Origin of the sequence: Serinicoccus marinus DSM 15273 (genome assembly GCF_008386315.1) — a bacterium.
GTDB lineage: Bacteria > Actinomycetota > Actinomycetes > Actinomycetales > Dermatophilaceae > Ornithinicoccus > Ornithinicoccus marinus.
Genome location: NZ_CP043808.1, coordinates 2,229,918 through 2,256,408 on the forward strand (window position 1 = coordinate 2,229,918; position 26,491 = coordinate 2,256,408).

The following is a 26,491-nucleotide window of genomic DNA, read 5'->3' on the forward strand; positions in this document are numbered from 1 at the left end:
TCAGGTGACGCTCACGACATACGCCGAGCCCTGGCGCTGCAGCTGCACGAGCCCGGCCGCGTCGGCCCCCTTGGCGAACTGCAGGAACGAGCCGTAGCCGAGCGGCTTCTCCGAGAAGCCCTCACGGCGGGCGCGCAGCTGGTCCTTGAGGCCGGAGAGCGCCACGCCCTCACCGTCGTCGAGCTCGCTCACGGTCTGTCGCAACAGCGCGAAGGCCTCCTGCCGGCCGCCCTCCTCGGGCAGCGTGACCTCCGGGTCACCCTTGGCGGGCCCGGCGCTCAGGTCGATGATGCCCCGGCCGGCGAGGTGCTCCAGGAGCTCGCCGAAGGCGCGGAAGCCGTAGGCCGCCTCAGAGAACGTCGAGTCCTTGCGCACCAGGGTCCGCTTGAGGACCGACGCGGTCACCGCTCCCCCGCTGCTGCGCTGCAGGCCCGAGACGGTCTGCGCGACCAGCGAGGCGAGGTCCGGGGCGGTGTCCTCGACCGTGTCCTCGCCCGGCTCGTCGGCGGTCTCGGTGCTCGGCTCCGGCTCCTGCGCGGGCGCGGCGCTGCTCCCGCCGCCCTTGCCCGAGCCGTTGCGCCTCTGTCCCTGCCCCTTGCGCCCCGACCCGCGTGCGGGCGTGTCCTCGGCGCCAGCCGGCACGACACCGTCGAGGTCGTCGTAGTAGAGGAACTCATCGCACGCCGGCGGCAGCATGGTCGAGGTCGAGTCGCGCACGCCGAACCCGATGACCCGCTTGTTGAGCTCGCGCAGCTTGTGCACGAGCGGGGTGAAGTCGCTGTCGCCGGTGCAGATCGCGAAGGTCGTGATGTAGTCGCGCTCGTAGGCCGTCTCGATCGCGTCGACCGCCATCTTGATGTCGGCGGCGTTCTTGCGCGAGGCCCCCATGCGCTGGGTCATCTCGATCAGCTCGACGTGGTTGCGGGTGAGCATCCGGCGGTCCTCGTCGAAGTAGGACCAGTCGGCATACGCCCGCCGCGTTACCACCCGACCGCGCTCCGCCAGCGCGTCCGCGACCGGGCGCAGGTCGAAGGGCACCCCCAGGTGGTCGCGCGACCCGAGCGCGAGGTTCTCGTAGTCGATGAGCAGCGCGATCCGGTCCTCGTCATCCATGGCCCGAGGGTATGCCGTGGGCCCCGCGTGCAACCACACCGGACGTCCTGCGGGGATTCTCCGGCGTCAAGGGCACGGGGACGCGCCCCCTAGACTTGCTCCTCGGACCCACGGGGTCGGGACGCCGCCGTCCGGCCTCACCGGTACTCGTATACCCCTGCACAGGAAGTTCCATGGCTCTGCTCGTGATGAAGTTCGGCGGCTCGTCGGTCGCCGACGCCGAGGCGATGCGCCGCGTCGCCCAGCGCGTCGTCGCCGCCCACCGGGCCGGCGACCGGGTCGCCGTCGTCGTCTCCGCGATGGGCGACACGACCGACGACCTGCTGGACCTCGCCAGGGAGATCGCCTCCGGTGCTCCCCCCGAGCGCGAGATGGACATGCTCCTGTCGGCCGGTGAGCGCATCTCGATGGCGCTGCTGGCGATGGCGATCGAGCAGCTCGGCGTGCCGGCCAAGAGCTACACCGGCGCTCAGGCCGGGATGCGCACCGACACCGCGCACGGGCGCGCCCGGCTGCTCGACGTGCAGCCCGACCGCGTGCGCCGCACCCTCGACGACGGCGCGGTCGCCATCGTCGCCGGCTTCCAGGGCATCTCGACCGACGACGACATCACCACCCTCGGCCGGGGCGGCTCGGACACCACCGCGGTGGCGCTCGCCGCTGCCCTCGGTGCCGACGTGTGCGAGATCTACACCGACGTCGACGGGCTCTACACCGCCGACCCGCGCATCGTCCCCAGCGCCCGCCGCGTCACCCGCATCACCATCGAGGAGACCCTCGAGATGGCGGCGCACGGCGCCAAGATCCTGCACCTGCGCGCGGTGGAGTACGCCCGCCGCTTCCAGGTGCCGCTCCACGTCCGCAGCAGCTTCTCCGACCAGGAAGGCACCTGGATCCTGGTCGGGCGACCCCTCACGGAGGACACCATGGAAGAGCCGATCATCTCCGGCATCGCCCACGACACCTCGCTGGGCAAGATCACCGCCGTCGGCATCCCCGACCGGCCCGGTGCCGCGGCCGCGGTCATCGGCGCCGTCTCGCAGGCCGGGGTGTCGATCGACATGATCGTCCAGAACGTCTCGACGACCGACGCCGAGACCTCCGACATCTCCTTCACGCTGCCCGAGAGCGACGGCCAGACCGCGGTCGCCGCGGTGCGCGGCCTGCAGGAGCAGATGGGCTTCGCCGACGTGCTCTGGACCAGCCACGTCGGCAAGCTCTCGCTCGTCGGCGCCGGGATGCGCTCCAACCCCGCGGTCGCGAGCAAGCTCTTCTCGGCGCTCGCCGACGCGGGGGTCAACATCGAGATGATCAGCACCTCCGAGATCCGGATCTCGGTGATCTGCGACCAGAGCGACCTGCAGGAGGCGGTGCGCTCGGTGCATACCGCCTTCGACCTGGACGCCGAGGAAGAGGCCGTGGTCTACGGCGGGACGGGACGGTGAGCACCATGACCGAGGCACAGCAGCAGGACACCGGTGCGGCGGACGGGCGGCGGCTGCACGTCGCGATCGTCGGGGCGACCGGGCAGGTCGGCGCGGTCATGCGCCGGCTGCTGGCCGAGCGCGACTTTCCGGTCGCCTCGGTGCGCTACCTCGCCTCCGCCCGGTCGGCGGGGAGCACGCTCGGCTGGGCCGGGTCGGCGGCCGCCGCGCCCGGGTATGACGTCGCGCGCGACATCGAGGTCGAGGACGTCGCGACCGCGGACCTCTCGGGCATCGACGTGGCCCTCTTCTCCGCCGGCGGCGGGGCCAGCAAGGAGCACGCGCCGCGTTTCGCCGAGGCCGGCGCGGTCGTGGTCGACAACTCCTCCGCCTGGCGGATGGACGACCGGGTGCCGCTGGTCGTCAGCGAGGTCAACCCCGACGACCTGGCGCTGGCGACGGGCGAGTCCGGCCGGCGCATCGTCGCCAACCCCAACTGCACCACGATGGCAGCCATGCCGGTCCTGCGCCCGCTGCACGAGCTCGCGGGGCTGGAGCGGCTGCGGGTCGCGACCTACCAGGCGGTGTCCGGCTCCGGGCTCGCCGGCGTCAGCGAGCTGGCCGACCAGGCCCGCGCCGCCCTCGGCGGGGACCTGCCGGTGGAGACCCTCACCCACGACGGGAGCGCGGTCCCGATGCCGGACCCGCAGGCCTACGTCGCGCCCATCGCCTTCAACGTGCTGCCGATGGCCGGCGACCTCGGCGCCGACGACGAGACCACCGAGGAGGCCAAGCTGCGGCACGAGTCGCGCAAGATCCTCGGCATACCCGGCCTGGCCGTCTCCGGCACCTGCGTGCGCGTGCCCGTCTTCACCGGTCACAGCCTCGCCGTGCACGCCGAGTTCGCCGAGCCGGTCACGCCCGAGCAGGCGCGCGAGGCACTCGCCGGCGCTCCCGGCGTCGAGCTGACCGACGTGCCCACCCCGCTCGCGGCGGCGGGCAAGGACCCCTCGCTCGTCGGCCGCATCCGGGTCGACCAGTCGGTCCCGGACGGCCGCGGCCTCGTGCTCTTCATCAGCAACGACAACCTGCGCAAGGGCGCTGCCCTCAACACGGTGCAGCTGGCCGAGGTGCTCCTGGAGCGCGCCCTGGTCTGAGGGATAGCGGTCGCGGGCTGCTCTGATAGCTGACCGGGCGTGGCCGGTCGCGCATGCCGCTCCAGGGGTTGGTTGGGCCGCGGCCGGTCGCACAGTGAAGGCCTATCGCGTCCCGTGCGTCACACGACGAGCACGCGCACCACAGTGCGGAGATGTGCACATCTGCGCGGGGTATTTCGCGGCCTTCGGGACATATCGGCGCAGACTGTGGCTCCTGCGACCATGGTGACTGCCGGTGGCTCCTGGACCATGTGCACGCCCACCGCAGCCGTGGCATCCGCCGCCAGGTCCTCTCGCCCGCTTCCATGGCTCGTCCGCTCCGTCTATGGCCCACCCCGCCGAACGGCTTCATCCGGCCCGGCCGCCGGGCGATGACGACCGCCTGGGGCTCCCCCTCCGACCCGAGGGGATCGCGCTCGAGCCGGGCGACCACCCGCATACCCCGCCGATCGAGCCGAGACGCGACGGCCTCCACGCTGCGGTGGTGCCGGTAGAGGGTCACCTGGTGGCCGTACGCAGCGAAGCCTCGGCCGATGTCGCGCACACCGTCGCCCACCTGGAAGGCCAGCAGGAGATGGCCTCCCGGGCGCAGCACCCGCGCCATCTCCGACAGCATCCGGTCCAGATCGACGTCCGGGCTGTGGATGGTGGAGTACCAGGAGAAGACCCCGTCGAGCTCGGCGTCGGCGAGGGGGAGCTCGCTGAGGCTCCCGACGGTGCACGGGTATGCAGGGTGGTCGGTCCGTGCCCGACGGACCATCCCCGGCGACAGGTCCACCCCCTCCGGCCGGCAACCGCGGGCCGCGAGCCAGGGGAGCATCCGTCCGGCACCGCAGCCGGCGTCGAGCACGCGCGGACGGTGACCGAGCAGCGCCACGAAGTGGTCGATCATCGCGAGCTCGAGCGGCTGCTCGGGCTCGGTCGCGGTGAACGTGTCGGCGTAGAGGTCGGCCACGGTGTCGTAGGCGGTCCTGGTCAGCTCCTCCCCCTGCTGCGGCATGGAGGCATCCTGCCGGAGGGCGGGCGTCGTGTCATGGTTGACGCGACCGTGCGCTCACGGCGGTCCCCGCCTGCCGTGACAGCGGCGGCTACTGCTCGTCCGGAGCGGGCGGGTCCGGCAGGTGGTGGTGCTCGGGCGGGACGTCCATGTCGCGGCAGACCGCTTCCCAGACCCGGCGCGGCCGCTCCCCCTGCTCCAGGGCGTCCTCGATGGTGCGCCCGCCCAGGCTCCCCAGCACCTGCGTCCGCGCGACGACGGCGCCGTAGCCGGAGCCGAACTCCTGCTCGACCAGCTCCCAGAACTCGCTCAACCGCATACCCGCAAGGCTAGTCACCCCAGGATCGCGGTCACGAGCAGCATCACCGGCAGCGACAGCACGGTGGTGAGGAAGACGCCGTCGCGGGCGATCCGCTCACCCCGGCCGTAGGCGACCGACAGCACGTAGACGTTCTGCGCGGTCGGGAGGGCCGCCATGACCACGACGGCGAGCACGTCCGCCCGGTCCAGCGACAGCACCGGGCCCGCGACGAGCCCGGCGACCAGCGGCATGAGCGCGAGCTTGACCAGCACGACCGTCACCGGCTCGGCGAGCGCGTCCCTGCGCGGCAGCGGCGAGAGCCGCAGCGACAGGCCGAAGGCGATGAGCATGCAGGGCACGGCGACCCCGCTGACCAGCTCGACCGGCGCGAGCACCAGCTCCGGCGGCGTCCAGCCGGAGAGGTTGACCACGAGCCCGAGCACCGTCCCGATCGTCAGCGGGTTGGTGAGCGGCGAGCGGACCACCCGCAGCCACGACACCCGGCCGGCCCGGGTCGCGTCCAGCGCCGCGAGCCAGCCCGGCTGCAGCACGAGCAGCTGCATGAGCAGCACCGGCGCGGACCAGGAGGCGTCGCCGAGGACGTAAAGGGCGATGGGGATGCCGAGGTTGTTGGCGTTGACGTAGCTCGCCGCCATCCCACCCATCACCGCGTCCGCCCACCGCCGGTGCAGCACGAGCCGCGCGACCACGAGGTATGCCGTCGCGCAGACCGCGACCGCCGCCACCGTCGCGACGAGGAAGCCGGAGAAGATCACGTCGACGTCGGCGCGGGAGACGATGAGGAAGAGCAGGGCGGGCGACCCGACCCAGAAGGTGAGGCGGGCGAGCATCCGCTGCTCGTCCCGGCTGAAGAGGCCGGTGTGCGCCAGCAGCCACCCCACGGCCACCACCGCGGCGATGAGCGAGAACCCCTCCAGGACGGCGACCACGGGCAGCCATTATCCGCCGTGGTCCTCCCCGGCCGGGCACCGCCCGGCTGCTAGCGTTCGTCCTCATGGCCGACCCCCGCGAGAGCCGCGATCCCGAGGACCACGATCTCGACCTCGACGACGTCTTCGGTGAGGGCGGCGTCACCCCGGACCTGCTGGACCGGCGGCCGGTCAAGCCGCGCACGGTCGCCAGCCTCTACGAGTCGCGCCCGGGCCTGAACCCCACCCAGGCGGTCACCCGCTTCATGGAGGCGGTCAACCTGCAGGAGCGCTTCGGGCACCTGCGGGTGGTCGACGACCTCATCGGCCTGCAGCGCCGCGTCGGGGACACCATCGAGCGCTACACCGACAAGCTGCGCAACGCCGAGGCCCGCTCGGGCACGAGCGAGTCGGCGCGCTTCGGCATCGGGCACTTCCACGGCGAGCGCGCGGTCGTGTATGTCGTCGACTGGTCCTTCTTCGCCGGCTCGCTCGGGGAGGTCGCCGGGGAGAAGTTCGTGCAGGCCGCCGAGCTGGCCGAGCGCGAGGGGCTGCCGCTCATCAGCATGGGCGCCTCCTCCGGGGTGCGCCAGCACGAGAACGTCCTCGGCCTGGTGCAGATGCAGCGGATGGCGGCGGCGGCCAACAAGTTCCAGCACACGACCAACCGGCCCTACATCTCGGTGCTCGCCGGTCAGGTCTGGGGCGGGATGTCGGCGAGCGCGGTGCCGGTGGCCGACCTCATCGTGGCGCTGGAGGGCACCGACTACGGCTTCGCGGGGCGGCGGGTCATCGAGACCTTCGAGGGCCGGGAGGTCCCGCGCGGGCTGCAGAGCGCGGAGGCCAACTACCTCGACCGCAACGTGGACGTGCTGGTCAAGGATGTCGACGAGCTCATCGACTTCGTCGGGCAGGTGCTCGGCTCGGGGCGGACCGGCAACCGGCTGCGGGTCAAGGACGCCGACGACGCGCTCGCCGAGACCGGCTCGCGCACCGTGACCGCGGGGCCCGAGGGCTTCTCGGCGGCGCTGTGGGAGCGCCAGGAGGTGGCCGAGCAGGTCGAGCTGCCCCGAGACCGCCGTGACCGTGACAGCGCCACCCCGCGGGACTCGCTCATGGCGCGCTACAACGAGATCGCCGCTGGCGCCGCCCGGCTGGACACCGAATACTACCTGCGGCACGTCTTCGACGGCGCCGTGCCGTTCTACAACCACGTCCGATTCGAGGACCAGAAGGCCTACCCGAGCATCATCGCCGCGCTGGCGACCCTGGGCGGGCAGTCGTTCATGGTCATCGGCGACCAGCCGTCATACTCGATCTCCGGGGGGTATGTCGGCAAGCGCCCGGCGAACCCGAGCCCGGAGGACTTCGAGTACGCCGTGCGCATGATGACGGCGGCCGAGCGCTGGGACCTGCCGATCGTCTTCTTCACCGACACCCTGGGCGCGATGCCGTCGATGGCGGCCGAGCGCCGCGGCCAGTCCCGCGCGATCGCGCAGAGCATCAAGCGGGCCGCCTCCCACCCCTTCCCCACGATCTCGGTCATCACCGGCGCGATGGGCTCCGGCGGCGGCCTGGCGACGACGCCGTTCGGCCGGGAGACGATCATGCTCGACAGCGCCCTGGGTTTCGTCTCCGAGCCGCGCTCCACCGCCTCGATCCTCTACAGCGTCGCCAACCCCTCCGTCGAACAGGTCGGCATGACCCTGGAGACGATGAAGGCCTCCGCGCTCGACCTCAAGGCCCAGGGTCTGGTCGACACCATCGTCCACGACGCCGACAACCCCGAGGCCACCGTCCGCGAGCTCCGCGCCGCGGTCGTCAAGGGCTACAACGCCCAGCACGGACTCAACCCACGACGCCTGCGCCGCCAGGCCGACGACCGCCTCCGCCCCCGCACCCTGGGCAAGCTCGCGACGACGGACGAGCGAGGCCCCGGCGGGCACGAGGAGCAGCCGCAGCAGCAGCACCAGGGCGCCGACCGGCCGGACTCCGAGCCTGCGGCTGCGCCGGCACCCGACCTGAAGGCGGATGCGGAGGCGGACGACGCTCCCGCGACGCCGCCGGAGCCGGCGTCCGACTGATCGCCCGGAGCCCCTGACCGGCCGTCGGCCGGTCAGTCGCACCGGCCCCGCGGGCGATCAGCTGGTCCAGGCCCGCCAGAGCGCGGCGTACTCCCCCTCGGCGGCCATGAGCTCGTCGTGGCTGCCGAGCTCGACGACGCGGCCGTCCTGCACCACCGCGATGCGGTCGGCGTCGTGCGCCGTGTGCAGCCGGTGCGCGATCGCGACCACGGTGCGCCCGGTGAGCAGGGCGTTCATCGAGCCCTCCAGGTGCGGGCGGTGCGCGGGTCGATGAGGCTGGTCGCCTCGTCCAGCACGAGCGTGTGCGGGTCTGCCAGGATGAGCCGGGCCAGCGCGATCTGCTGCGCCTGCGCGGGCGTCACCTCGTGGTGGCCCGACCCCAGGACGGTGTCCAGGCCCTGCGGCAGCGCCCGCACCCAGCTGAGCGCGTCCACCGTGGCGAGCGCGCGCCACACCCCGTCCTCGCCGGCGCGCGTCGCGCCCAGCTCGACGTTGTCGCGCACCGACCCGCGGAAGACGTGGTGCTCCTGCGTGACGAGCGCGACCTCTCGGTGCGCAGCAGCTCCAGCGGCAGCTCGGTCAGCTCCACCCCGCCGACCCTGCACCGTCCCGCCGTCGGTGCGTGGATGCCCGAGATCAGCCGGCCCAGGGTCGACTTGCCCGACCCCGAGGGCCCGACGATCGCCAGCCGCTCCCCCGGCTCCAGCCGCAGGTCGATGCCGTGCAGCACGTCGTGGCCGGGGCGGTAGGCATACCGCAGACCCTGCCCGATGAGGGTGCTGCCCTCCGGCCGGTCGTCGCCCGCGGTGCGGTCCGGCGGCACCTCGGCGATCCCCAGCAGACGCGTCGTCGAGGCGACCCCGACCTGCAGCCGGTCGATGGTGCCGACCAGCCGGTCGAACGGGCCGTAGAACGTCTCGATGTAGAGCATCGCCGTGGTGATGTCGCCGATCGTCACCGCGTCGCGGGAGTAGAGCCAGGCACCGACGACCAGCGTGATGACCCGCGGCAGCGAGAACGCCATGTCCATCACCGCGAAGAGCACGTTGCGCAGCACCAGCCCGTAGCGCTCGGCCTGCGAGGAGACCTCGATGTCGTCGACGCCGGCGCTGCGACGGTCCTGCTGCATCCGGTATGCCTCGACCGTCCGGGCGCCCTCCACCGTCTCGGTGAGCGTGGTGTTGATGTCGCTGTAGGTCGCGCCCTCCAGCAGGTAGCCGGCCGGCGCTTGCTGCAGGTAGCGCCGGATCTGCCACAGCGACAGCGACGCGGTGACCAAGGTCGGCAGCGCCAGCGCCCACGAGTTGAGCACCATGAAGACCACGGTCAGCAGCACCGTGACGACCCCGATGATGAACTCCGGCAGCGCCCACCGCACCGCCCCGCTCATCGAGCCGACGTCGCGGGTGACGCGGGTGACGAGGTCGCCGGTGCTGGCCGACTCGACCTTGCCGAGCGGCAGCCGCAGCACCGCCCGGATGACGTGCTCGCGGGCCTGGGCGAGCACGCCCTGGCCGAGCACCGCCGCGAGCCCCTTGGCGGCGTAGGTGAGGACGGCCTGCGCCACCAGCACCACGACGACGAGCAGCACGAGGTCGCGCACCACACCCGCCGCCGGGTCGCCGCCGGAGAGGTCCACGGCGTCGACGAGCCGACCCAGCAGCAGGGGCACGGCCAGCCCGGCCGCCGCCGCCAGACCGTTGGCGAGGATGACGAGCACGACGAGCCGGGGGCGCTCGCGCAGCAGCCCGCGCAGGTAGTCCACGACCGTGCGCGACCTCGCCACCGGCAGGCCGCGGTCCGGGTCCAGCGCCGTCATGAGGTGCGCCTGGGCCCGCTCGCGGCGCAGCGCGTGCCGCTGCCAGAGCAGCCGGTGCCGGTCCCGGAGCCTGGTGGTGCCGGGGTCCGGTGGGTGCAGGAGGTCCGGCACGACCGGGGGCCGGTCGTCCGCGTCGCGCCAGGTGCGCGCGGAGCGGGCGCGCAGCTCGGGGTCGAGCAGGTCGCTCACGGGGTCACCTCCTGTCCTTGGCGGTCGTGCCGGTCGTCGTCGTGCCGGTCGTGCTGCCGGCCGCCGCAGCCTCGGCGTCGCCGCGCAGCACGGTCGAGCGGTATGCCGGGTGCCCGGCGACGAGCTCGTCGTGCGTGCCGGTGGCCACCACCTGGCCGTCGACCAGGAAGGCCATCTCGTCGGCGTGGTGCAGCAGCAGCGGGGAGGCGGTCATCACCACCGTCGTGCGGCCGCGCCGGTGCGGGGCAGCCGGTCGGCGATCCGGGCCTCGGTGTGGGCGTCCACCGCCGACGTGGGCTCGACGAGCACGAGCACCGGCGGGTCGGCCGCGAGCGCCCGGGTGAGCACGAGCCGCTGGCGCTGGCCGCCGGACAGGCGCCCGCGCTCGTCCAGCACGCCCTGCCAGCCGCCGGGCAGGATGTCGTAGACGTCCTCGGCAGCAGCGGCGTGCAGCGCGGCCTCGGCCTGCTCGCGTCGCAGCCTGCGGTGCGGGTCGACGGCGCGTCCTGCAGCGTGCCGGCGAAGACGTGAGCGGCGGTGTCGCTCACGAGCACCAGGGAGCGCACCTGGTCCAGCGGCAGGTCGGCCAGGTCGGTGCCACCGAGGGTGACCCCCACGCCCCCTGTGCGCGCTCGGCGTCACGACCCTCCAGGTCGGCGCGGACCCGCGAGCGCTCCGCGGCGGCCCGGCGAGCGGCGCGCCCGTGGCCTCGTCGTCGCCGGAGGGGACGGTGTCGCCGGCGGGCAGGTAGCGGGCCAGGCGGTCGGCCAGGCGGGCGCTCTCGTCGGCAGCGCGCTGACGACCATCGTCAGCCGGCCGGGCCGCACCCGCAGCCCGGAGGACTCGTCGACGAGCTCGCCCTCGGCCAGGGCGCGGAGCTGGTCGGGCTCCAGCGGGGCCCGCTCCGGCCACGGGTCGGTGGTGCCGAAGACGCCGATCGTCTTGCGCGCGGAGACCACCGAGCGGGTGATCTGCTGGGCCGCCTCGAAGACGACGCGGATCGGCTGGACCAGGAAGAGGGCATACCCGAGGAAGGTGATGAGCTCGCCGATCTGGAGGTCGCCGTCACGCACCCGCTGCACGCCCAGCACCATGAGCGCGACGACGAACAGGCCGAGAGCAGCACGCCCACGGCCTCGACGAAGGCGCCCCACGAGCCGGCCTGCACCCCGGCCTGGCGCACCCGCTGGCTCTGCCGGGCGTAGTTGGCGCCGAAGATCCGCTCGCCGCCGATCCCGCGCAGGATGCGCAGACCCGCGACGATGTCGGTCGCCATCGAGGTCAGCTCGGAGTCGCGGCTGCGCTCCCGGGTCTGGGCGGCGGCCATCGGGCGCAGCAGGACCGAGGAGACGAGCGCCAGCACCGGCGCCACGAGGAGCACGACGAGGCCGAGCGGCACCGAGATCTGCAGCACGATGACCGCGACGAGGACGTAGGCGACGACATTGCCGACGAGGCGGGAGAAGATCTCGATGAAGTGGCCGAACTGTTCGCCGTCGCTGCCGTTGACGCTGAGCACCTCGCCGGTGGGCGCGCGCCGCGTCATGACGTGCCCCAGCCGGGTGACCTGGTGGGTGACCAGCCGGGTCTGGCCGTAGGCGGCATACAGCCAGGAGCGCACGACGACCGTGTGGTAGAAGACGCCGCTGCTCGCGCCGACCAGGGTGATGAGCAGCAGCACACCGCACCACAGCGCGGTGCGGCCGGCGTCGTCGGCGCGGATGCCCTCGTCGACCGCCTGCCCGAAGACCCACGGCGTCAAGGCGGTGGGCAGCATCCAGAGCAGGCTGCACAGGCACCCGGCGAGGACGAGGTCGCCCTGCTGGCGCAGCAGCCACCACAGGAAGCGCACCGGCCCCCGGGTGTCGGGTATGCCGATGCCGGCCCGGTGACCAGCCCCGTCGCGGGCCTCGGTCCAGGCGGTGACGGTGGGTGGGAAGTCGCGCATGGCGTCGCTCAGGGTATGCGGCGGGTCTGACACCGGACCAGCGAATATCGGGCGGGATGAGAGGATGTGAGCCGACTCACCGTCCCGGCGACCTGGAGGAACCCTCGTGAGCACTCGTGCGGACCTGGCCTGGTGGCAGAAGCTGCTGGTCGCGCTGAAGCTGTGGCGCCCCGAGCACCGGACCGACCACCACGCCAAGAAGGAGCTGGAGCGGCCGGAGATGCCGCCGGTGACGGGGGCCTACGGCAACCGGGTCGTCACCGCGACGCGGCGCCGCCTGGTGCCGCAGCGCGGCGACAACAGGCCGATCACCAGCACGATGGACTGACGGACGGCGCAGGTCTGTCGGTGCCCCGTGGCACAGTGACCGGGTGAGCGAACCCGACCCCGGCAGCGGCACCGGCACGTCCGCCGTCGACGACGGCGTGACGGGGCAGACCACCACCGACGACACCGTCGTCCCTGACGCCGCCGAGGTGCTGAGGCGCTTCTCCCCTGCCACCCGGGCCTGGTTCGACGCATCCTTCGCCGGACCGACCCCCGCGCAGCTCGGTGCGTGGGACGCGATCAGCCGCGGCGAGCACACCCTCGTCGTCGCCCCCACCGGCTCCGGCAAGACGCTCTCGGCCTTCCTGTGGGCCATCGACCAGATCACCGCCCACCCGCGCGCACCGCGACCGGCACGCCCGCCCGCGGTCGACGAGGGAAGGGCGGGCAGGAGCCCGCCACTCAACCGGAGGAGCCGGGCCGCTGCCGCGTGCTCTACGTCTCCCCGCTCAAGGCGCTCGCCGTCGACGTGGAGCGCAACCTGCGCAGCCCGCTGGTCGGCATCGGCCACGCCGCACGCCGCCTGGGCCAGGACGCGCCCTCGGTCAGCGTGGCGGTGCGCTCGGGCGACACCCCGGCCGCAGAGCGCCGCGCCTTCGCCAAGGACGGCGCCGAGATCCTCATCACCACCCCCGAGTCGCTCTTCCTGCTCCTCACCTCCCAGGCCCGCAGCGCCCTCACCGGGGTCGAGTCCGTCATCGTCGACGAGGTGCACGCCGTCGCCGGCACCAAGCGTGGGGCGCACCTCGCGCTGACCCTCGACCGGCTGGACCACCTCCCCCCCGCCCCGCGCAGCGGATCGGCCTGTCGGCCACGGTGCGCCCGGTCGAGGAGGTGGCGCGCTACCTCGCCGGCGGTCGCCCGGTGAGCACCGTGCAGCCGCCGTCCACCAAGAGCTGGGACCTCGAGGTCGTCGTCCCGATCCCCGACATGGCCGACCCGGGCGCCACCGAGCGGCCGGACGCACCCGGGGGCGGCCCGGCACAGCGGGGCACGGCGTCCGACGCCTGGACCGGACAGAAGGTCGACGCCGCGGACGACGACGCCGAGGGCGACGACGCCGGCGACGCGACGCTCGACGAGGGTCTCGATGACACCGGGGGTGCCGACTCCGGCGACGACCTCCCCCTCGGCACCGGGCCGGTGCTGCCCGACCTGGAGGGTGGCGGGCAACTCGAGGAGGACGTCTGGGCACCAGCCCCCGACCCGGAGGAGCGCGCCTCGATCTGGCCGCACATCGAGCGCCGGGTGACCGACCTGGTGTCGGCACAGACCTCGACGCTGGTCTTCACCAACTCCCGGCGGGTCGCCGAGCGCTTCACCTCCCGGCTCAACGAGGAGTGGGACGAGCGGCACAGCGAGGACGAGCCGGAGGAGGAGGACGCCGGGGCCGGCGACCGGCATACCTCGCGCTCGCCCGCCCAGGTGATGGCCCAGTCCGGCTCGGGCGGGGCAGCCCCGCCGGTGCTCGCGCGGGCCCACCACGGGTCGGTGAGCAAGGAGCAGCGCGGCGAGATCGAGGACGCGCTCAAGACCGGGCAGCTGCCCGCCGTGGTCGCCACCAGCAGCCTCGAGCTCGGCATCGACATGGGTGCCGTCGACCTCGTCGTGCAGGTCGCGAGCCCGCCGAGCGTCGCCTCCGGGCTGCAGCGCGTCGGCCGCGCCGGGCACCAGGTCGGCGCCACCAGCCACGGCGCCTTCTTCCCCACCCACCGGGCCGACCTCGTGCAGACCGCCGTCGTGGTCGACCGCATGCGAGCCGGCGCGATCGAACAGCTCTCGGTCCCCAGCAACCCGCTCGACGTCCTCGCCCAGCAGGTCGTGGCGATGCTCGCGATGGAGGACTGGTCGGTCACCGACCTCTTCGAGCTGGTGCGCCGCACCGCCTCCTACGCCGCACTGCCCCGCTCGCTCTTCGACGCGGTGCTCGACATGCTCGCCGGGCGCTACCCCGGCGAGGATTTCGCCGACCTGCGCCCGCGGATCGTGTGGGACCGCGTCACCGACACCCTCAGCGCGCGTCGTGGCGCCCAGCTGCTCGCGGTCACGTCCGGCGGCACCATCCCCGACCGCGGGATGTATGCCGTCATGCTCGCCACCGGCGAGGGCCCCGGCCGCCGGGTGGGCGAGCTGGACGAGGAGATGGTCTACGAGTCGCGCGTCGGCGACGTCTTCACCCTCGGCACGACGAGCTGGCGGATCGAGGACATCACCCACGACCAGGTGCTCGTCACGCCCGCCCGGGTCAGATCGGCCGGCTGCCGTTCTGGAAGGGCGAGTCGCTCGGGCGGCCCGCCGAGCTGGGCGCGGCCGTGGGCGAGTTCGTGCGCCGGATCGCGGGCCAGCCGCAGGAGGCCGCCCGGGGCGAGCTCGCCGAGCGTGGGCTGGACCGCTTCGCCGCCGACAACCTCGTCACCTACCTCGCCGACCAGCGCGAGGCCGTCGGACACCTCCCGGACGACCGGACCATCGTCATCGAGCGCTTCCGTGACGAGATCGGCGACTGGCGGGTCGTCGTGCACTCACCCTGGGGCAGCCCGGTCCACGCCCCCTGGGCGCTGTGCCTGGCGGCCCGGATGCGCGAGCGCTTCGGCACCGAGAGGTGCAGGCGCTGGCCGCCGACGACGGCATCGTGCTGCGCCTGCCCGACCTCGGCGGCTGGGACGACCCGGGCGAGGGCATACCGCCTGACGGGACGCCGGGAGAGGGCATGCCCTCCGGCGGCGACGCACGGCGCGACGGCGGCGACGCCGCGCGGCTGGACGCCGAGATCGCCGAGCTGCTGACCCTCGACCCGGACGAGGTCGCCGACCTGGTGACCCAGGAGATCGGTGGGTCGGCGCTCTTCGCCTCGCGCTTCCGCGAGTGCGCCGCGCGGGCGCTGCTGCTGCCGCGGCGCAACCCGGGCAAGCGGCAGCCGCTGTGGCAGCAGCGGCAGCGCTCGGCCCAGCTGCTCGAGGTCGCCGCGCGCTACCCGACCTTCCCCATCGTCCTGGAGGCGGTGCGCGAGTGCGTGCAGGACGTCTACGACGTCGACGCGCTGCGAGAGCTCATGCGCTCCCTGGCCTCCCGCCAGGTGCGGCTCGTCTCGGTCGCCACCCCGCGGCCCTCGCCCTTCGCGTCCTCGCTGCTCATGGGCTACATCGCGCAGTTCCTCTACGAGGGCGACTCGCCGCTGGCCGAGCGGCGAGCGGCCGCCCTCTCCCTCGACGCCGGGCTGCTCGCCGAGCTGCTCGGCCGGAGCGAGGGCGCGGCGCTGCGCGACCTGCTGGACCCCGAGGTCGTGGCCCGGACCGAGGCCGAGCTGCAGCGGTTGGCGCCCGACCGGCAGGCGCGCGACGCCGAGGAGGTCGTCGACCTGCTGCGCGTGCTCGGCCCGCTGAGCCGCGAGGAGGTGCGCGCCCGCACCGTCGAGGAGCGGCGCGCGCAGGTGGACGGCTGGATGGACTCGCTGGTCGAGGGGCGACGCGTCATCGAGGTGCGGGTCGCCGGGGAGCAGCGCCTGGCGGACGCGCAGGACGCCGCCCGGCTGCGCGACGCGCTCGGCGTGGCGATGCCGGTCGGGGTGCCCGCCGCCTTCCTCGAAGGGGTGGAGGACCCGCTCGCCGACCTCGTCGTGCGGCACGCGCGCACCCACGCGCCCTTCACGCTGGAGTCGCTCGCGACCCGGCTGGGGCTCGGCAGCGCCGTCGTGCGGGACGCGGTGCGGCGGCAGGTCTCGTCGGGCCGGCTCGTGATGGGGGCGCTCGCGCCGTCGGGCACCGGGGAGGACGACGTCTGCGACGCCGAGGTGCTGCGGCTGCTGCGCCGCCGTTCGCTGGCGGCGCTGCGGCAGGAGGTCGAGCCCGTCACCCAGGCGGCGTATGCCCGCTTCCTGCCCCGCTGGCAGTCCGTCGGCGAGCTGCGCGGGCTGGACGGCACGCTGCGCGCGGTCGAGCAGCTCGCCGGGGCCCGGGTGCCCGCCTCCGCGCTGGAGTCGCTCGTGCTGCCCGCCCGCGTGGTCGACTACAGCCCGGCGCTGCTGGACGAGCTCATGAGCTCCGGCGAGGTGCTCTGGCAAGGGCACGGCTCGCTGCCCGGTGACGACGGCTGGGTCTCCCTGCACCTCGCGGACACCGCGCACCTCACGATGGCGGTGCCAGAAGGAGAGGTGGTGGAGTCCGACGGCGCCGCGGCCCCGGAGGAGGGTCCGGCCGCTGCCGTGCTCGAGGTCCTGGAGCGGGTCGTCGGCGGCGCCTACTTCTTCCGCGCGCTGAGCGACGCTGTCGGCTCGTTGGACGACCAGCGGCTCGCGAGCACGCTGTGGGACCTCGTCTGGTCCGGGCGGGTGAGCGCCGACACCTACGCCCCCGTTCGCGCGCTGCTCGCCGGTGGGCGCACCACGCACAAGGCGCGGCGGACCCCGTCCCGCGGCGGCCGCTGGTCCCGGACCTCGGTGGCTCTCTCGGCCTCCTCCGGCTCCTCAGTATCTTCGCGCCCGGGGCGTCCCTCCCGTTCCGGGCCACCGACCACGGTGGGCCGGTGGGCCCTGCTGCCCCCGGTCGAGACCGACCCGACGGTGCGCGCGCTCGCGGGGGCCGAGCAGCTGCTCGACCGCTACGGCGTCCTCACCCGCGGCTCGGTCGTCGCCGAGGGCATACCGGGCGGCTTCGCGGGGGTCTACCGCGTGCTGTCCGGCGCCGAGGAGGCCGGCCGCGTGCGCCGCGGGTATGTCGTCGAGGGCCTGGGCGCCGCACAGTTCGGCAGCACCGGCGCCATCGACCGGGTGCGGGCGCTGGACCGGCAGCGCTCGGAGAGCCCGGCGCCCGGCGAGACGGAGGCCGTGCTGCTCGCCGCCACCGACCCGGCGAACCCGTTCGGCGCGAGCGTGCCGTGGCCCGCGCTCGACGACGAGGTGACCCACCGCCCGGCCCGCAAGGCCGGGTCGATGGTGGTGCTGGTCGACGGCTCGCTCGCGGTCTACCTCGAGCGCGGCGGCCGCAGCGCCCTGACCTTCCCGCCCCCGCCGGAGGCCCAGCCCGAGCAGGTCTGGCGCTCGGTGGCCGGCGCCCTGGTGGCCGCGGTGCGTCGCGGCACCCTCGGCGGCATCACGATCGCCAAGATCGACGGTGGCGGCGCCCTGTCCTCGACGCATCCGCTGACCGGGGCCCTGGCGGACGCCGGCTTCCACACCGCCCCGCAAGGCCTGCGGCTACGCCGCTGACCCGGGCGCCACCCCGGCGTGGCCCCGGTCATGCACGCCAGAGCCGGGAACTCGCCCGACCCGAGCGGCCCTGGCGTTCACGTGAACGCTGGAGCCGTTCGCGGCCCGCGAGTCGCCGGCACGATCAGTGCGCACGAAAGGCGCCCTAGCCTGGGGCGATGCACGAGCCGCCGCAGGACGTCAGCACCGAAGAGGTGCTGCAGCGGGTGCGGACCCTCTGGGACCCCGAGGTGACCGCGCTGGAGCACCTGGCCGTCGGTTTCGGCGGCTGGCACTGGCGGGCGGACGCGGGCAGAGGGCCGCGGTGGTTCGTGACCCTCGACCCACCGCTGTGGCACACCGCGGAGTCGGGCGAGGCGACGTACGCCGCGGCCGCCTCCCTCGCGGCCACCCTGACCTGCGTGCACGCGTCCGTGCCCTCCGCGCAGGGGCGCTTCACGAGCACGCTCGGGCCGGGATGGCTGAGCCTGACCCCGTGGGTGGCCGGGCGCCGACCGACGACGATCGACGCCGACGCGGTGCGGGCCGTGCGCGACCTGCACGCGGCACCGGCACCCGAGGGCATCCTGACCTGGGAGCCGGCCGTGCGCCCCGAGCTCGTCGACGAACTCGGGGCCTGGACAGCCGAGCCGTGGACCGCGGGGCCGCTCGGCGAGCCCGCCCGGCGCGCGGTGCGCGCCGGGCTGGCGGACGTCGGGCGCGGGCTCACGGCATACCTGCGCCTCCTCGACCGGCTCGACCCCTCCGCCTATGTCCCCACCCACGGCGAACCCGGCGTGCACAATCAGTGGCGGGCCGACGACGGTCGCCTGCTGCTCCTCGACTGGGAGACGCTGCGGCTCGCACCTCGAGAGCGCGACGTCCTCGCCGGGTATGCCGACCTCCTCCCGCACGACCCGGCGTTGCTGGACCTCGTCCGGCTGGAGTGGCAGCTGGGCGAGGTGGGCTCCTACGCCGAGTGGCTGCGCGGCCCGCACCAGGACGACGCCGACACCCGCACCGCGCTGGGCGGGCTTCGGGAGGAGCTCGCCGGGCTGGCTGCGACGCGATGAATGCGTGGCGGCGAGCCGCCACGGCACGTAGGGTGCGGCCCATCTGGAACCGCAGGGGTCCGCGACCCCGTCGTCCAGGTCGAACGCGCCGGCGAGGTGCTGGCGCGCGTCGACGACGGCGCCAGTGCTGCCATCGCCACCGCGCTGGAGTCGGCCCGACGGCACGACGCGTGGGAGATCGACCACCGGACGGACAAGGTCGTGCACGGGCTCGGTCTCGCACACCTTCCCCGCCGGCGCACCGCAGCCGACCTGTCCGGGGGTCAGCTGTCCCGGCTCTCGCTCGCCTGGACGCTGCTGCGCACCCCCGACACGCTGCTGCTGGACGAGCCCACCAACCACCTGTCCCTCTTGCTCGTCTCCGAGCTCGAGCTCGGCCTGCCCGACTTCCCGGGCGCCGTGGTGGTGGCCAGCCACGACCGGTGGCTCCGCGAGGACTGGGTGGGTGAGCGGCTCGAGCTGCCCGGCGAGACACTGGAGCGGTGACCACGACCCCCATCACCCGGCGCACCGGGCTGAACCGCACCGTGCTGCTGCGGGCAGGTGCGCCGTGGCACGGGCACCGGGCGGGACGGGTCCTCGGTGCGACCGGGCTGTCCGGCATCGTCGCGGACGCCGCGGCCGGGGCGGCGGTGGCCCTCGACGACGCCCCGCTGGTCACCCTCGACCGCGTGCTGCTGGCCGGGGAGCAGTGGGCCGAGGCAGTCGCGGAGCAGTGGACGGACGCGCTGGCGCACCTGCTGCAGACGTTGCGCCCCCACCGACGACGACCGGGCGGCACGGGAGGAGTGGGGCGAGGAGGACTGGGCGCGCTGGGCATCGGTGCGGCAGATCGTGCTCTGCGGCGGGGTCGTCGCCGGCGAGCTCGGGCGGCGGGCATCCCGAGACCCGCGCGTCGTCGCGCAGCGCGCCGACGTGGCCCCTGAGCCCGCCCGCGCACCCCTGCTGGGTCTGGCCGCCGGGGTGGCCGACGGGCTCGTGCTCGACCTGGGTCACAGCAGCATCAAGGCCGCGGCGGTCCGCGACGGTGTCCTCGCGAGCACAACGGGTATGCCGGTGCCCTGGCGGCCGTTTGACACCAGCACGTGGCCGTCGCCGGACACCGTCCTGGGTCTCGTGGTCGAGGCCGCGCGGGACGCCATGGACCCATCCGCTCCCGACGACAGAGACCTGGAGGTGCGCGTGGCGATCGCCAACTACGTCGTCGACGGCCTGCTCGACGACGACCCGACCTACGGCACCCTGCGCTCTCGCGGGCCGGACCCGCGCCGGGTCCTCGGGCATGCGCTGACCCGGGGCCTGCGTCGCCCCTGCGCGGTGACCGTACTCCGCAACGACGGTGCCGCCGCCGCACTCGGGGTGCGGAGCGCGCAGCCCGCAGCGGACGCGCGAGTGGGCCACGGCCGCCACGACGACCAGGGCCGGGGGGAAGCGACGACCGCCGTCATCAGCATCGGCACCTCGCTCGGTCTGGGGTTCGCCGATGCCTGAGGGTGACGCGGTGTGGCGCACCGCCCGACGGCTGCACCAGGGGCTGGCCGGCGTGGCCCTGGAGGGATCGGACCTCCGGGTGCCGGCGCACGCGACCGCCGACCTGTCCGGCCGCCGCACCCTCGAGGTCGTCCCCCGCGGCAAGCACCTGCTGCACCGGGTGGAGGGGGACATCACGGTGCACAGCCACCTGCGGATGGAGGGCTCCTGGCGGGTGCACCCGGTGGGGCGGCGGCACGCGCTGGGGCGACGGCATACCGTCCGGGCGCTGCTGTGGACGCCGCAGCGGGTCGCCGTGGGCGACTCCCTGGGGATGCTGGAGCTGGTCCGCACCAGCGAGGAGCACCGGGTCGTGGGGCACCTCGGCCCCGACCTGCTCGACCCCGCGTACGACGCGGACACGGCCCTGGCCAACGTGCGCGCAGACCCGGGCCGCACCATCACCGAGGCCTGCCTGGACCAGCGCAACGTGGCGGGCATGGGCACGATCTTCACCGCCGAACCGCTCTTCCTGCTGAGGATCAACCCCTGGACGCCCGTCGGCGACCTCGCCGAGGAGCAGGTGGTCGAGCTGCTGGCGACCGCCCGGCGGCTGCTGGTGCTGAGCTGCCGGACCGGCCGCACGACCATCACGGGCCGTGGGGACGTCAACGACGACGACGCGTGGGTGCACGGCCGGATGGGGCTGCCGTGCAAGCGCTGCGGCACGACGATCCGGCTCGCCCCGATCGGTCAGCAGCCGCAGCAGCGGGTGATGTTCTCCTGCCCGACCTGCCAGGGCGGCCTCGCCCCCACCGACGACGGTCGGCCCCAGTCGCCGCTCGGCCACGGCCGGCGCCCGACCTACTGAGGCCCGCGCCCGACACGCCCCGCGAGCGCCCGTCGCGCCCGGGCGCGCACGACCCGGCGCACCCGACCGACGGCACGCGGCACCAGGTCCTGCGGGGGGTGGGCGGCGAACCACGCCTCCAGCTCGGCCTGTGCCCGCGAGCGGTCCAGGCCGCGCACGTCGTAGGAGCGCACGGCGGCCTCCTCCTCGGCGCTCATGGGCGGCGCGACCCGGTGCAGGCGCTCGGCCACCTCCTGCCGATAGCGCTCCGGGACTAGCGCCAGAGCGGGCTCGTAGGACCGGTCCAGCCAGTCCATCGGGTCCGGCCCGGTCTTGGCCGCGACCAGCCGCATCAGGGCGCTGTCGCCGCCGTCGGCGAGGTAGCGGTGGACCGTGCGGGCGATCACCGGCTCGACCTTGATCGGGTCGGCCAGCAGATGGCCCCGCGGCTCCTGCCCACGCCACTGCCGCTCCAGCGACGGGGCGGAGGGCCAGGCGCCGGTGACCGCGCCGGCGAGCAGGGTCTTGCGGGCGCACTTGGCGCACCGCCCGCAGGGACGCCCGAGCCGACGGCCGCGCACGCACGACTGCGCCGCCTCCCCGAGCGGATGGGTGTGCACGATGCGGCTGGTCACGACCTCGGACACCCCGGCGACCGGCACGCACACCTCCAGCCCCACCGCGGCGAAGACCCCGCCCCACTCCTCGAGGAAGGGCGAGTCGGCGAAGTCGCGGTAGTAGCCACGCTGCAGCCGGTAGGTCGCCTCCAGCGGCGCGCCCCAGGCCACGGCGTCCAGCCGGTCGCGGTCGGCGTGGAGCAGCAACGGCACCGCCGTGGTGAAGTCGTGCGGGAACCCCATGGCGGCGCGGAGGTACTCCACGTCGCTGCGGACCACCTCCACCGGCCACCCCTGGGCGCGCAGCCGCTCGCACGACTCCTCGGCTGCCCGGGTGACGAACATCGTGGCCCGCGGGTCGCCTCGCGGGGCCCGCCGCAGCAGGTGGTAGGACCGGGTGCTGCCCGGCATGACCGCGAGCGTCGCGACGCTGTCGGTGCCACCGCTGAAGCACAACCCGGGCGCCCCGTCTCCCTCGGCGGGTCTCACGCGTGGCGCCACGTCGCGGTCCGCCGAGGTCAACCGCAGGCCCGGCCCCTCGCGCAGCGCCCGGGCGAGGACAGGACTCGCCGTCACCGAGGTGGTCACCGGGACCTTCCGGACGATCCAGGGCCGGGCCGACAGGACGGCCGAGAGCACGAGCAGGTCGGGGTGCACCTCGCCCGGGCGCACCCCCACCTCGAAGCACGCGGTATGCCGCGCCAGGGCGCCCTTGCGCTCGTCCGGCTCCCCCGCGCCGGGCACCAGCCGGACCTGCACGCGGCCGGGCTCGTGCGTGATGTCGAGGTGCATCAGCGCGCTCGGGCGACGGTGGCGGGCATGGCCCCGGAGCGTACCCGCCCGGCTGCCCGCCCCGCCCGGTGGACCGTGCGGCGGGAGGCACGACATACTGGCCGATCGTGCCGACCTCCACCCACACGCCCGCAGACCCGGTCCGCCTCACCCACCCCGAGTGGTCCAAGGACGCGGTGATCTACCAGATCAACCAGCGCCACTTCACCCCGGAGGGCACCTTGGCCGCCGCCGCGGAGCACCTGCCCCGGCTGCGCGACCTCGGCGTCGACATCCTCTGGCTCATGCCGATCAACCCGATCGGCGAGCAGAACCGCAAGGGCGGGCTCGGCTCCCCCTACGCCGTGCGCGACTACCTCGCGGTCAACCCCGAGTTCGGGACGCTGGAGGACCTGCGCGGCTTCGTCGACTACGACCAGCCCGGGCTGCGGGAGTACATGGCCGACGCCATGGCTCACTGGGTCCGCGAGGCCGACGTCGACGGCTTCCGCTGCGACGTCGCGGGCTACGTGCCGGTGGACTTCTGGGAGGCGGCGCGGGCCCAGCTGGAGCAGATCAAGACGGTCTTCCTGCTCGCCGAGTGGGAGAACCGCGACCTGCACGTGGGTGCCTTCGACGCGACGTATGCCTGGTCCTGGAACGAGACGATGCACCACATCGCGCACGGCCGGGCCAGCGCCACCGACCTCAAGGTCTAGGCCGGCAACGACCGGCGGCTCACCTTCTTCGACAAGGACGAGATCGTCTGGCGCGAGGACCCGCAGGGCAAGCTCTACCGTCGCCTCTTCGCGCTGAAGAAGTAGCACCCGGCGCTGTGGAACGCCGCCTGGGGCGCGCGCATGGTGCGGGTGCCCCACGACGGCGAGGACCGGGTCATCAGCTTCGTGCGAGTGCACGAGTCGGAGGACGCCGTCGTCGCAGCCTTCAACCTCAGCGACGCCCCGGCATCGGTCACCCTCGGGGTGGCTCCGGGCCAGGACCTCGCCTACGTCGACGCCACGGACGGCAGCACGGTCGAGTATGCCGAGGGCTCGGTCTGGCAGCTCCCGGCCTGGGGCTACCGGGTGGGGGTCACGCCGCAGGAGTGAGGCACCAGCGGTCGCTCGGGCGAGGGCCGGTCAGACGGGCGTGGTCAGGTGTGCGTCGCTCAAGCGGCGGAGACGACCGCGTCGCGGCGCGGCATCCGCCGGGTGTCGATCGTCGTGGCCAGGCCCTCGGTGAGCACCGTGGTCATCTGCGCCTCGGCCGTCTCGGTCAGGCTGACCCGGTCGGCGACCGTCGACAGCATCTCGGACAGCGGCACGTCGAGCGCCCGGCAGATCGAGGCGAGCAGCTCGGAGCTGGCCTCCTTCTCCCCGCGCTCGATCTCGGAGAGGTAGCCCAGCGAGCAGGACGCCGAGGAGCTGACCTCGCGCAGGGTGCGCCCCTGCGTCTGGCGCGTCTCGCGGAGCGCGTCACCCAGCTCACGTCGAAGTAGCACCATCGTCAACCCTCCTCGTCCTCTCTCCGGGTGTCCGTGTCGGTGGTCATCCCGTCGCCGTGCCTGCCCGGTGCGGCGGATGCCGTCGCGGCAGGTCGTGTCTCTACCGTACCCCGTGCGGCCGACAGACCCTCGGTCAGCCGTCCTCGCAGCAGCTCCAGCGCTGCCGTCACGGTGCCGGCGCGGATGTCGTCACGGTGTCCACGCAGGGTCAACACCTGGTGACCCAGAACCTGTTCCCCGTGGGCGAGCGCGAGGTGGACGGTGCCGACCGGGTGGCCCTCGCTGGGGTCCGGGCCGGCGACGCCCGTGGTGGCGACGCACCAGTCGGCGCCGAGCACCCGTGCCCCGCCGAGGGCCATCGCCTCGGCGCACTCCTGGGAGACGGTGCCGTGCTCACGGACGACCTGGGCCGGGACGCCGAGCACCGCCTCCTTCACCGCCGAGGCGTAGGCCACGACCGCACCGCGGACCGCGGCGCTCGCACCGGGCACGTCGGTGAGGGCGGCGCAGACCAGGCCACCGGTGAGCGACTCCGCGGTGCCCATGCTCTCGCCCCGCTCGCGCAGCGCGGCCACCACCTGGGCGGCCGGGCTCCTCACGACCCGCTCACGCGCCGGGCCGGGCGAACGCCTGGCGCACGTAGTCGATGCCGGTGACGACCGTGACGACGGCCGCGGCATACATCACCCAGAGCCCGAGGGTGTCGAGCACGCCGCCCAGCGGGGCCAGCACGACGGCGATGCCGATCGCCTGCAGCACCGTCTTGAGCTTGCCGCCGCGGCTGGCGGGGATGACGCCGCGGCGGATGACGACGAAGCGCATCAGGGTGATGCCGATCTCCCGGACGAGGATGACCACGGTCACCCACCAGGGCAGCAGGGCCAGCAGCGAGAGCCCGATGAGGGCCATCCCGATGAGCGCCTTGTCGGCGATCGGGTCCATGAGCTTGCCGAAGGCGGTGACGAGGCCGTGCTTGCGGGCCAGGTGCCCGTCCACCCAGTCGGTGCCGATCGCGACGAGGAAGACGACCAGCGCCCACCACCGCAGGCCCACGTCCTCGCCGCCCTCGGCGAGCAGCAGCCAGCCGAAGAGCGGGACGAGCAGGATGCGCAGCACGGTGAGCGCGTTGGGGAGGTTCCAGGACGAGACCCGCTCCGGCACCGCCGCGGTCGCGATCTCCGGGCCGTCGGGGTCGTGCGGGCCGATCACCGCTCGCCCCCTGCGGGTCCCTGCGGCACGGCCACGAGGTCGACACCCTCGGACCCCACCACGAGGGCGGTGACGAGGTCGCCGGGGGCGAGGTCGGGCATACCCCCGTCGCCGGTGACGAGATAGGTCACGCCGTCGACGTCGGGCCCCTGCTGCCCGGCGCGCCCCACCAGCCGCGGCTCGCCCTCCTCGTCGGCGTCGGCGTCGTCGGTGTCCACCGACTCCACGAGCACCTCGACGACGGTCCCGACGCGGTCGGCGGCACGCTGGGCGGTGAGCTCCTCGACCAGCGCCTGCACCTGCTCGACCCGCTCGCGGACGACGTCCTCGTCGAGCTTGTCGGCATACCCCTCCGCCTCGGTGCCGTCCTCGTCGGAGTAGCCGAAGACCCCGACGACGTCCAGCCGGGCCTCCACGAGGAAGGCGGTGAGCTCGGCGAGGTCCTCCTCGGTCTCGCCGGGGAAGCCGACGATGACATTGGTGCGGATCCCGGCCTCGGGGACCCGGGCGCGGACCTGCTCCAGCAGCCCGAGGAAGGACTCCCGGTCGCCGAAGCGGCGCATCCGCCGCAGCAGCGGGCCGGAGGCGTGCTGGAAGGAGATGTCGAAGTAGGGCACCACGCCCGGCGTGCCCGCCATCGCGTCGAGGAGGTCGGGGCGGATCTCGGCCGGCTGGAGGTAGGAGACGCGCACCCGCTCGACCCCGGGCACCTGCGTCAGCTCCGGCAGCAGCGCGTCGACGAGGCGCAGGTCGCCGAGGTCCTTGCCGTAGGACGTGGTGTTCTCGCTGACGAGGAAGACCTCCTTGACGCCCCGCTCCCCCAGCCAGGCGGCCTCGTCGAGGATCTCCTGCGGCGTCCGCGACACGAAGGCGCCGCGGAACATCGGGATCGCGCAGAACGCGCAGCGCCGGTCGCAGCCGGAGGCGATCTTGAGCGGCGCCCAGGGGCGGCCGTCGAGCCGCGCCCGCACGACGCGGGGCCCGGTGGCCGGGGCGACCTGCTCCAGCGGGACGTCGGGCTCCGCGACGGTCCGCTCGGGCTGGGCGGGCTGCTGGTGGCCGGGCAGCGCCACGCCCGCGGCGGAGGTGTGCCGGTCGCGGGGCGTGATCGGCAGCAACCGACGGCGGTCGCCGGGCACGTGCGAGGGCACCGTCTCCCCGGCCAGGATGCTGCGCAGGTGCGTCGACATGTCGCGGTAGGAGTCGAAGCCGAGCACCGCGTCGGCCTCGGGAAGCTCGGCGGCGAGCTGCTCGCCGTAGCGCTCGGCCATGCAGCCGACGGCCACGACCTTCTGGGTGCGGCCGGTCTCCTTGAGGTCGCCCGCCTCCAGCAGCGCGTCGATCGAGTCCTTCTTGGCCTGCTCGACGAAGCCGCAGGTGTTGACCACGGCGACGTCGGCCTCGGCGGCGTCGTCGACGAGCGTCCAGCCCTCGGAGGCCAGGCGGCCGGCCAGCTCCTCGGAGTCCACCTCGTTGCGGGTGCACCCGAGGGTGACGACGGCGACGCTGCGGGTGGACGTGGACATT

The 26,491-nt window shown here is 74.1% G+C and carries 24 protein-coding genes and 2 pseudogenes; 12 read left to right on the forward strand and 14 right to left on the reverse strand.

Features of this window, described 5'->3' with window-relative positions; all coding sequences use genetic code 11:
* On the reverse strand, window positions 1–1,113 hold the full coding sequence (locus tag FU792_RS10575; protein WP_022924919.1) for an NYN domain-containing protein: 1,113 nt from the start codon (window positions 1,111–1,113) through the stop codon (window positions 1–3).
* A 173-nt stretch (window positions 1,114–1,286) separates the two neighbouring features.
* On the opposite strand from FU792_RS10575, the gene FU792_RS10580 reads away from it, so the two are divergent.
* Complete coding sequence (locus FU792_RS10580) at window positions 1,287–2,558, forward strand: aspartate kinase (protein WP_022924920.1); 1,272 nt, start codon at window positions 1,287–1,289, stop codon at window positions 2,556–2,558.
* Between the two features lie 5 nt (window positions 2,559–2,563).
* Window positions 2,564–3,694: an aspartate-semialdehyde dehydrogenase gene (locus tag FU792_RS10585; RefSeq protein WP_028131000.1), complete on the forward strand. Its 1,131-nt coding sequence runs from the start codon at window positions 2,564–2,566 to the stop codon at window positions 3,692–3,694.
* On the opposite strand, the gene FU792_RS10590 is transcribed toward FU792_RS10585, so the two are convergent.
* The 3 genes from FU792_RS10590 to FU792_RS10600 form a co-directional block, all read right to left on the reverse strand.
* Window positions 3,645–4,694, reverse strand: coding sequence for a class I SAM-dependent methyltransferase (locus tag FU792_RS10590; protein WP_022924922.1), 1,050 nt, complete (start codon window positions 4,692–4,694; stop codon window positions 3,645–3,647). The two genes, FU792_RS10585 and FU792_RS10590, sit on opposite strands and share 50 nt — an antisense overlap.
* An 88-nt stretch (window positions 4,695–4,782) precedes the next feature.
* The gene (locus FU792_RS10595) at window positions 4,783–5,010 is read right to left on the reverse strand and encodes a DUF3046 domain-containing protein (protein ID WP_022924923.1); all 228 of its coding nucleotides are present in this window, start codon (window positions 5,008–5,010) and stop codon (window positions 4,783–4,785) included.
* 14 nt (window positions 5,011–5,024) lie between these two features.
* Window positions 5,025–5,942: an AEC family transporter gene (locus tag FU792_RS10600; RefSeq protein WP_022924924.1), complete on the reverse strand. Its 918-nt coding sequence runs from the start codon at window positions 5,940–5,942 to the stop codon at window positions 5,025–5,027.
* A 65-nt stretch (window positions 5,943–6,007) separates the two neighbouring features.
* Between FU792_RS10600 and FU792_RS10605 the strand changes: the two genes are divergently transcribed.
* Window positions 6,008–8,005: a carboxyl transferase domain-containing protein gene (locus tag FU792_RS10605; protein ID WP_022924925.1), complete on the forward strand. Its 1,998-nt coding sequence runs from the start codon at window positions 6,008–6,010 to the stop codon at window positions 8,003–8,005.
* A 57-nt stretch (window positions 8,006–8,062) separates the two neighbouring features.
* Here FU792_RS10605 and FU792_RS18880 read toward each other — a convergent pair whose 3' ends face one another.
* The 5 genes and pseudogenes from FU792_RS18880 to FU792_RS17955 all read right to left on the reverse strand — a co-directional run bounded on the left by FU792_RS18880 (window position 8,063) and on the right by FU792_RS17955 (window position 11,961).
* Window positions 8,063–8,242, reverse strand: coding sequence for a hypothetical protein (locus tag FU792_RS18880; protein WP_338101116.1), 180 nt, complete (start codon window positions 8,240–8,242; stop codon window positions 8,063–8,065).
* Window positions 8,239–9,824 (reverse strand): annotated as a pseudogene (locus tag FU792_RS10610) (ABC transporter ATP-binding protein). The gene FU792_RS18880 and the pseudogene FU792_RS10610 overlap by 4 nt, the downstream one beginning before the upstream one ends.
* A gap of 193 nt (window positions 9,825–10,017) precedes the next feature.
* Window positions 10,018–10,227 (reverse strand): hypothetical protein, encoded by a 210-nt coding sequence (locus tag FU792_RS17945; protein WP_238705970.1) that lies wholly within the window; start codon window positions 10,225–10,227, stop codon window positions 10,018–10,020.
* Entirely contained in the window at window positions 10,227–10,655 is a 429-nt protein-coding gene (locus FU792_RS17950; protein WP_238705971.1) for an ATP-binding cassette domain-containing protein, read from the reverse strand. Before FU792_RS17950 ends, FU792_RS17945 begins: the two co-directional genes overlap by 1 nt.
* Before the next feature lie 166 nt (window positions 10,656–10,821).
* Window positions 10,822–11,961 carry an ABC transporter transmembrane domain-containing protein gene (locus FU792_RS17955; RefSeq protein WP_149814748.1) on the reverse strand — a complete coding sequence of 380 codons (1,140 nt, stop codon included), beginning with the start codon at window positions 11,959–11,961 and terminating at the stop codon, window positions 10,822–10,824.
* A gap of 106 nt (window positions 11,962–12,067) precedes the next feature.
* Here FU792_RS17955 and FU792_RS10625 point away from each other — a divergent pair, with 106 nt between their 5' ends.
* The 7 genes and pseudogenes from FU792_RS10625 (at window position 12,068) to FU792_RS10665 (ending at window position 20,884) form a co-directional block, all read left to right on the forward strand.
* Complete coding sequence (locus tag FU792_RS10625; RefSeq protein WP_022924928.1) at window positions 12,068–12,289, forward strand: hypothetical protein; 222 nt, start codon at window positions 12,068–12,070, stop codon at window positions 12,287–12,289.
* Between the two features lie 97 nt (window positions 12,290–12,386).
* Window positions 12,387–17,491: pseudogene (locus tag FU792_RS17035) on the forward strand (Lhr family ATP-dependent helicase).
* 158 nt (window positions 17,492–17,649) lie between these two features.
* Complete coding sequence (locus FU792_RS10645) at window positions 17,650–18,543, forward strand: phosphotransferase (RefSeq protein WP_022924930.1); 894 nt, start codon at window positions 17,650–17,652, stop codon at window positions 18,541–18,543.
* Between the two features lie 96 nt (window positions 18,544–18,639).
* Window positions 18,640–19,029 carry an ATP-binding cassette domain-containing protein gene (locus FU792_RS10650; protein WP_022924931.1) on the forward strand — a complete coding sequence of 130 codons (390 nt, stop codon included), beginning with the start codon at window positions 18,640–18,642 and terminating at the stop codon, window positions 19,027–19,029.
* A complete protein-coding gene (locus tag FU792_RS10655) occupies window positions 19,026–19,469 on the forward strand; it encodes a hypothetical protein (protein ID WP_149814751.1) in 444 nt (147 codons plus the stop codon). The genes FU792_RS10650 and FU792_RS10655 overlap by 4 nt, the downstream gene beginning before the upstream one ends.
* Window positions 19,459–20,034: a hypothetical protein gene (locus tag FU792_RS10660; RefSeq protein WP_149814752.1), complete on the forward strand. Its 576-nt coding sequence runs from the start codon at window positions 19,459–19,461 to the stop codon at window positions 20,032–20,034. Before FU792_RS10655 ends, FU792_RS10660 begins: the two co-directional genes overlap by 11 nt.
* On the forward strand, window positions 20,027–20,884 hold the full coding sequence (locus FU792_RS10665; RefSeq protein WP_022924933.1) for a DNA-formamidopyrimidine glycosylase family protein: 858 nt from the start codon (window positions 20,027–20,029) through the stop codon (window positions 20,882–20,884). Before FU792_RS10660 ends, FU792_RS10665 begins: the two co-directional genes overlap by 8 nt.
* Here FU792_RS10665 and FU792_RS10670 read toward each other — a convergent pair.
* Window positions 20,878–22,272 carry a DUF6395 domain-containing protein gene (locus tag FU792_RS10670; protein ID WP_022924934.1) on the reverse strand — a complete coding sequence of 465 codons (1,395 nt, stop codon included), beginning with the start codon at window positions 22,270–22,272 and terminating at the stop codon, window positions 20,878–20,880. The two genes, FU792_RS10665 and FU792_RS10670, sit on opposite strands and share 7 nt — an antisense overlap.
* Window positions 22,273–22,379: 107 nt before the next feature.
* Between FU792_RS10670 and FU792_RS17355 the strand changes: the two genes are divergently transcribed.
* Together FU792_RS17355 and FU792_RS17360 are read left to right on the forward strand one after the other, a co-directional pair.
* Window positions 22,380–22,970, forward strand: coding sequence for an alpha-amylase family glycosyl hydrolase (locus FU792_RS17355; RefSeq protein ID WP_202804736.1), 591 nt, complete (start codon window positions 22,380–22,382; stop codon window positions 22,968–22,970).
* 141 nt (window positions 22,971–23,111) lie between these two features.
* Window positions 23,112–23,360 (forward strand): hypothetical protein, encoded by a 249-nt coding sequence (locus FU792_RS17360; RefSeq protein ID WP_052327823.1) that lies wholly within the window; start codon window positions 23,112–23,114, stop codon window positions 23,358–23,360.
* A 59-nt stretch (window positions 23,361–23,419) separates the two neighbouring features.
* Here FU792_RS17360 and FU792_RS10680 read toward each other — a convergent pair whose 3' ends face one another.
* From FU792_RS10680 to rimO, 4 genes are read right to left on the reverse strand one after another with little or no spacing between them, the layout of a single operon-like run.
* Complete coding sequence (locus tag FU792_RS10680) at window positions 23,420–23,755, reverse strand: helix-turn-helix domain-containing protein (protein WP_033418823.1); 336 nt, start codon at window positions 23,753–23,755, stop codon at window positions 23,420–23,422.
* A gap of 2 nt (window positions 23,756–23,757) precedes the next feature.
* The gene (locus tag FU792_RS10685; protein ID WP_022924936.1) at window positions 23,758–24,354 is read right to left on the reverse strand and encodes a CinA family protein; all 597 of its coding nucleotides are present in this window, start codon (window positions 24,352–24,354) and stop codon (window positions 23,758–23,760) included.
* 7 nt (window positions 24,355–24,361) lie between these two features.
* Window positions 24,362–24,964, reverse strand: a complete 603-nt coding sequence (gene pgsA / locus FU792_RS10690; RefSeq protein ID WP_022924937.1) for a CDP-diacylglycerol--glycerol-3-phosphate 3-phosphatidyltransferase — start codon at window positions 24,962–24,964, stop codon at window positions 24,362–24,364.
* Window positions 24,961–26,490: a 30S ribosomal protein S12 methylthiotransferase RimO gene (rimO, locus tag FU792_RS10695; protein WP_022924938.1), complete on the reverse strand. Its 1,530-nt coding sequence runs from the start codon at window positions 26,488–26,490 to the stop codon at window positions 24,961–24,963. The genes pgsA and rimO overlap by 4 nt, the downstream gene beginning before the upstream one ends.
* Between the last annotated feature and the right edge of the window lies 1 nt (window position 26,491).

Coding starts and splice junctions, on each gene's coding strand:
- FU792_RS10590 (WP_022924922.1), bottom strand. CDS start 4,694: ATGCCGCAGCAGGGGGAGGAGCTGACCAGGACCGCCTACGACACCGTG.
- FU792_RS17955 (WP_149814748.1), bottom strand. CDS start 11,961: ATGCGCGACTTCCCACCCACCGTCACCGCCTGGACCGAGGCCCGCGAC.
- FU792_RS10645 (WP_022924930.1), top strand. CDS start 17,650: ATGCACGAGCCGCCGCAGGACGTCAGCACCGAAGAGGTGCTGCAGCGG.
- FU792_RS10605 (WP_022924925.1), top strand. CDS start 6,008: ATGGCCGACCCCCGCGAGAGCCGCGATCCCGAGGACCACGATCTCGAC.
- FU792_RS18880 (WP_338101116.1), bottom strand. CDS start 8,242: ATGAACGCCCTGCTCACCGGGCGCACCGTGGTCGCGATCGCGCACCGG.
- FU792_RS17945 (WP_238705970.1), bottom strand. CDS start 10,227: ATGACCGCCTCCCCGCTGCTGCTGCACCACGCCGACGAGATGGCCTTC.
- FU792_RS10670 (WP_022924934.1), bottom strand. CDS start 22,272: ATGCACCTCGACATCACGCACGAGCCCGGCCGCGTGCAGGTCCGGCTG.
- FU792_RS10575 (WP_022924919.1), bottom strand. CDS start 1,113: ATGGATGACGAGGACCGGATCGCGCTGCTCATCGACTACGAGAACCTC.
- rimO (WP_022924938.1), bottom strand. CDS start 26,490: ATGTCCACGTCCACCCGCAGCGTCGCCGTCGTCACCCTCGGGTGCACC.
- FU792_RS10585 (WP_028131000.1), top strand. CDS start 2,564: ATGACCGAGGCACAGCAGCAGGACACCGGTGCGGCGGACGGGCGGCGG.
- FU792_RS17360 (WP_052327823.1), top strand. CDS start 23,112: ATGGTGCGGGTGCCCCACGACGGCGAGGACCGGGTCATCAGCTTCGTG.
- FU792_RS10665 (WP_022924933.1), top strand. CDS start 20,027: ATGCCTGAGGGTGACGCGGTGTGGCGCACCGCCCGACGGCTGCACCAG.
- FU792_RS10680 (WP_033418823.1), bottom strand. CDS start 23,755: ATGGTGCTACTTCGACGTGAGCTGGGTGACGCGCTCCGCGAGACGCGC.
- FU792_RS10580 (WP_022924920.1), top strand. CDS start 1,287: ATGGCTCTGCTCGTGATGAAGTTCGGCGGCTCGTCGGTCGCCGACGCC.
- FU792_RS10595 (WP_022924923.1), bottom strand. CDS start 5,010: ATGCGGTTGAGCGAGTTCTGGGAGCTGGTCGAGCAGGAGTTCGGCTCC.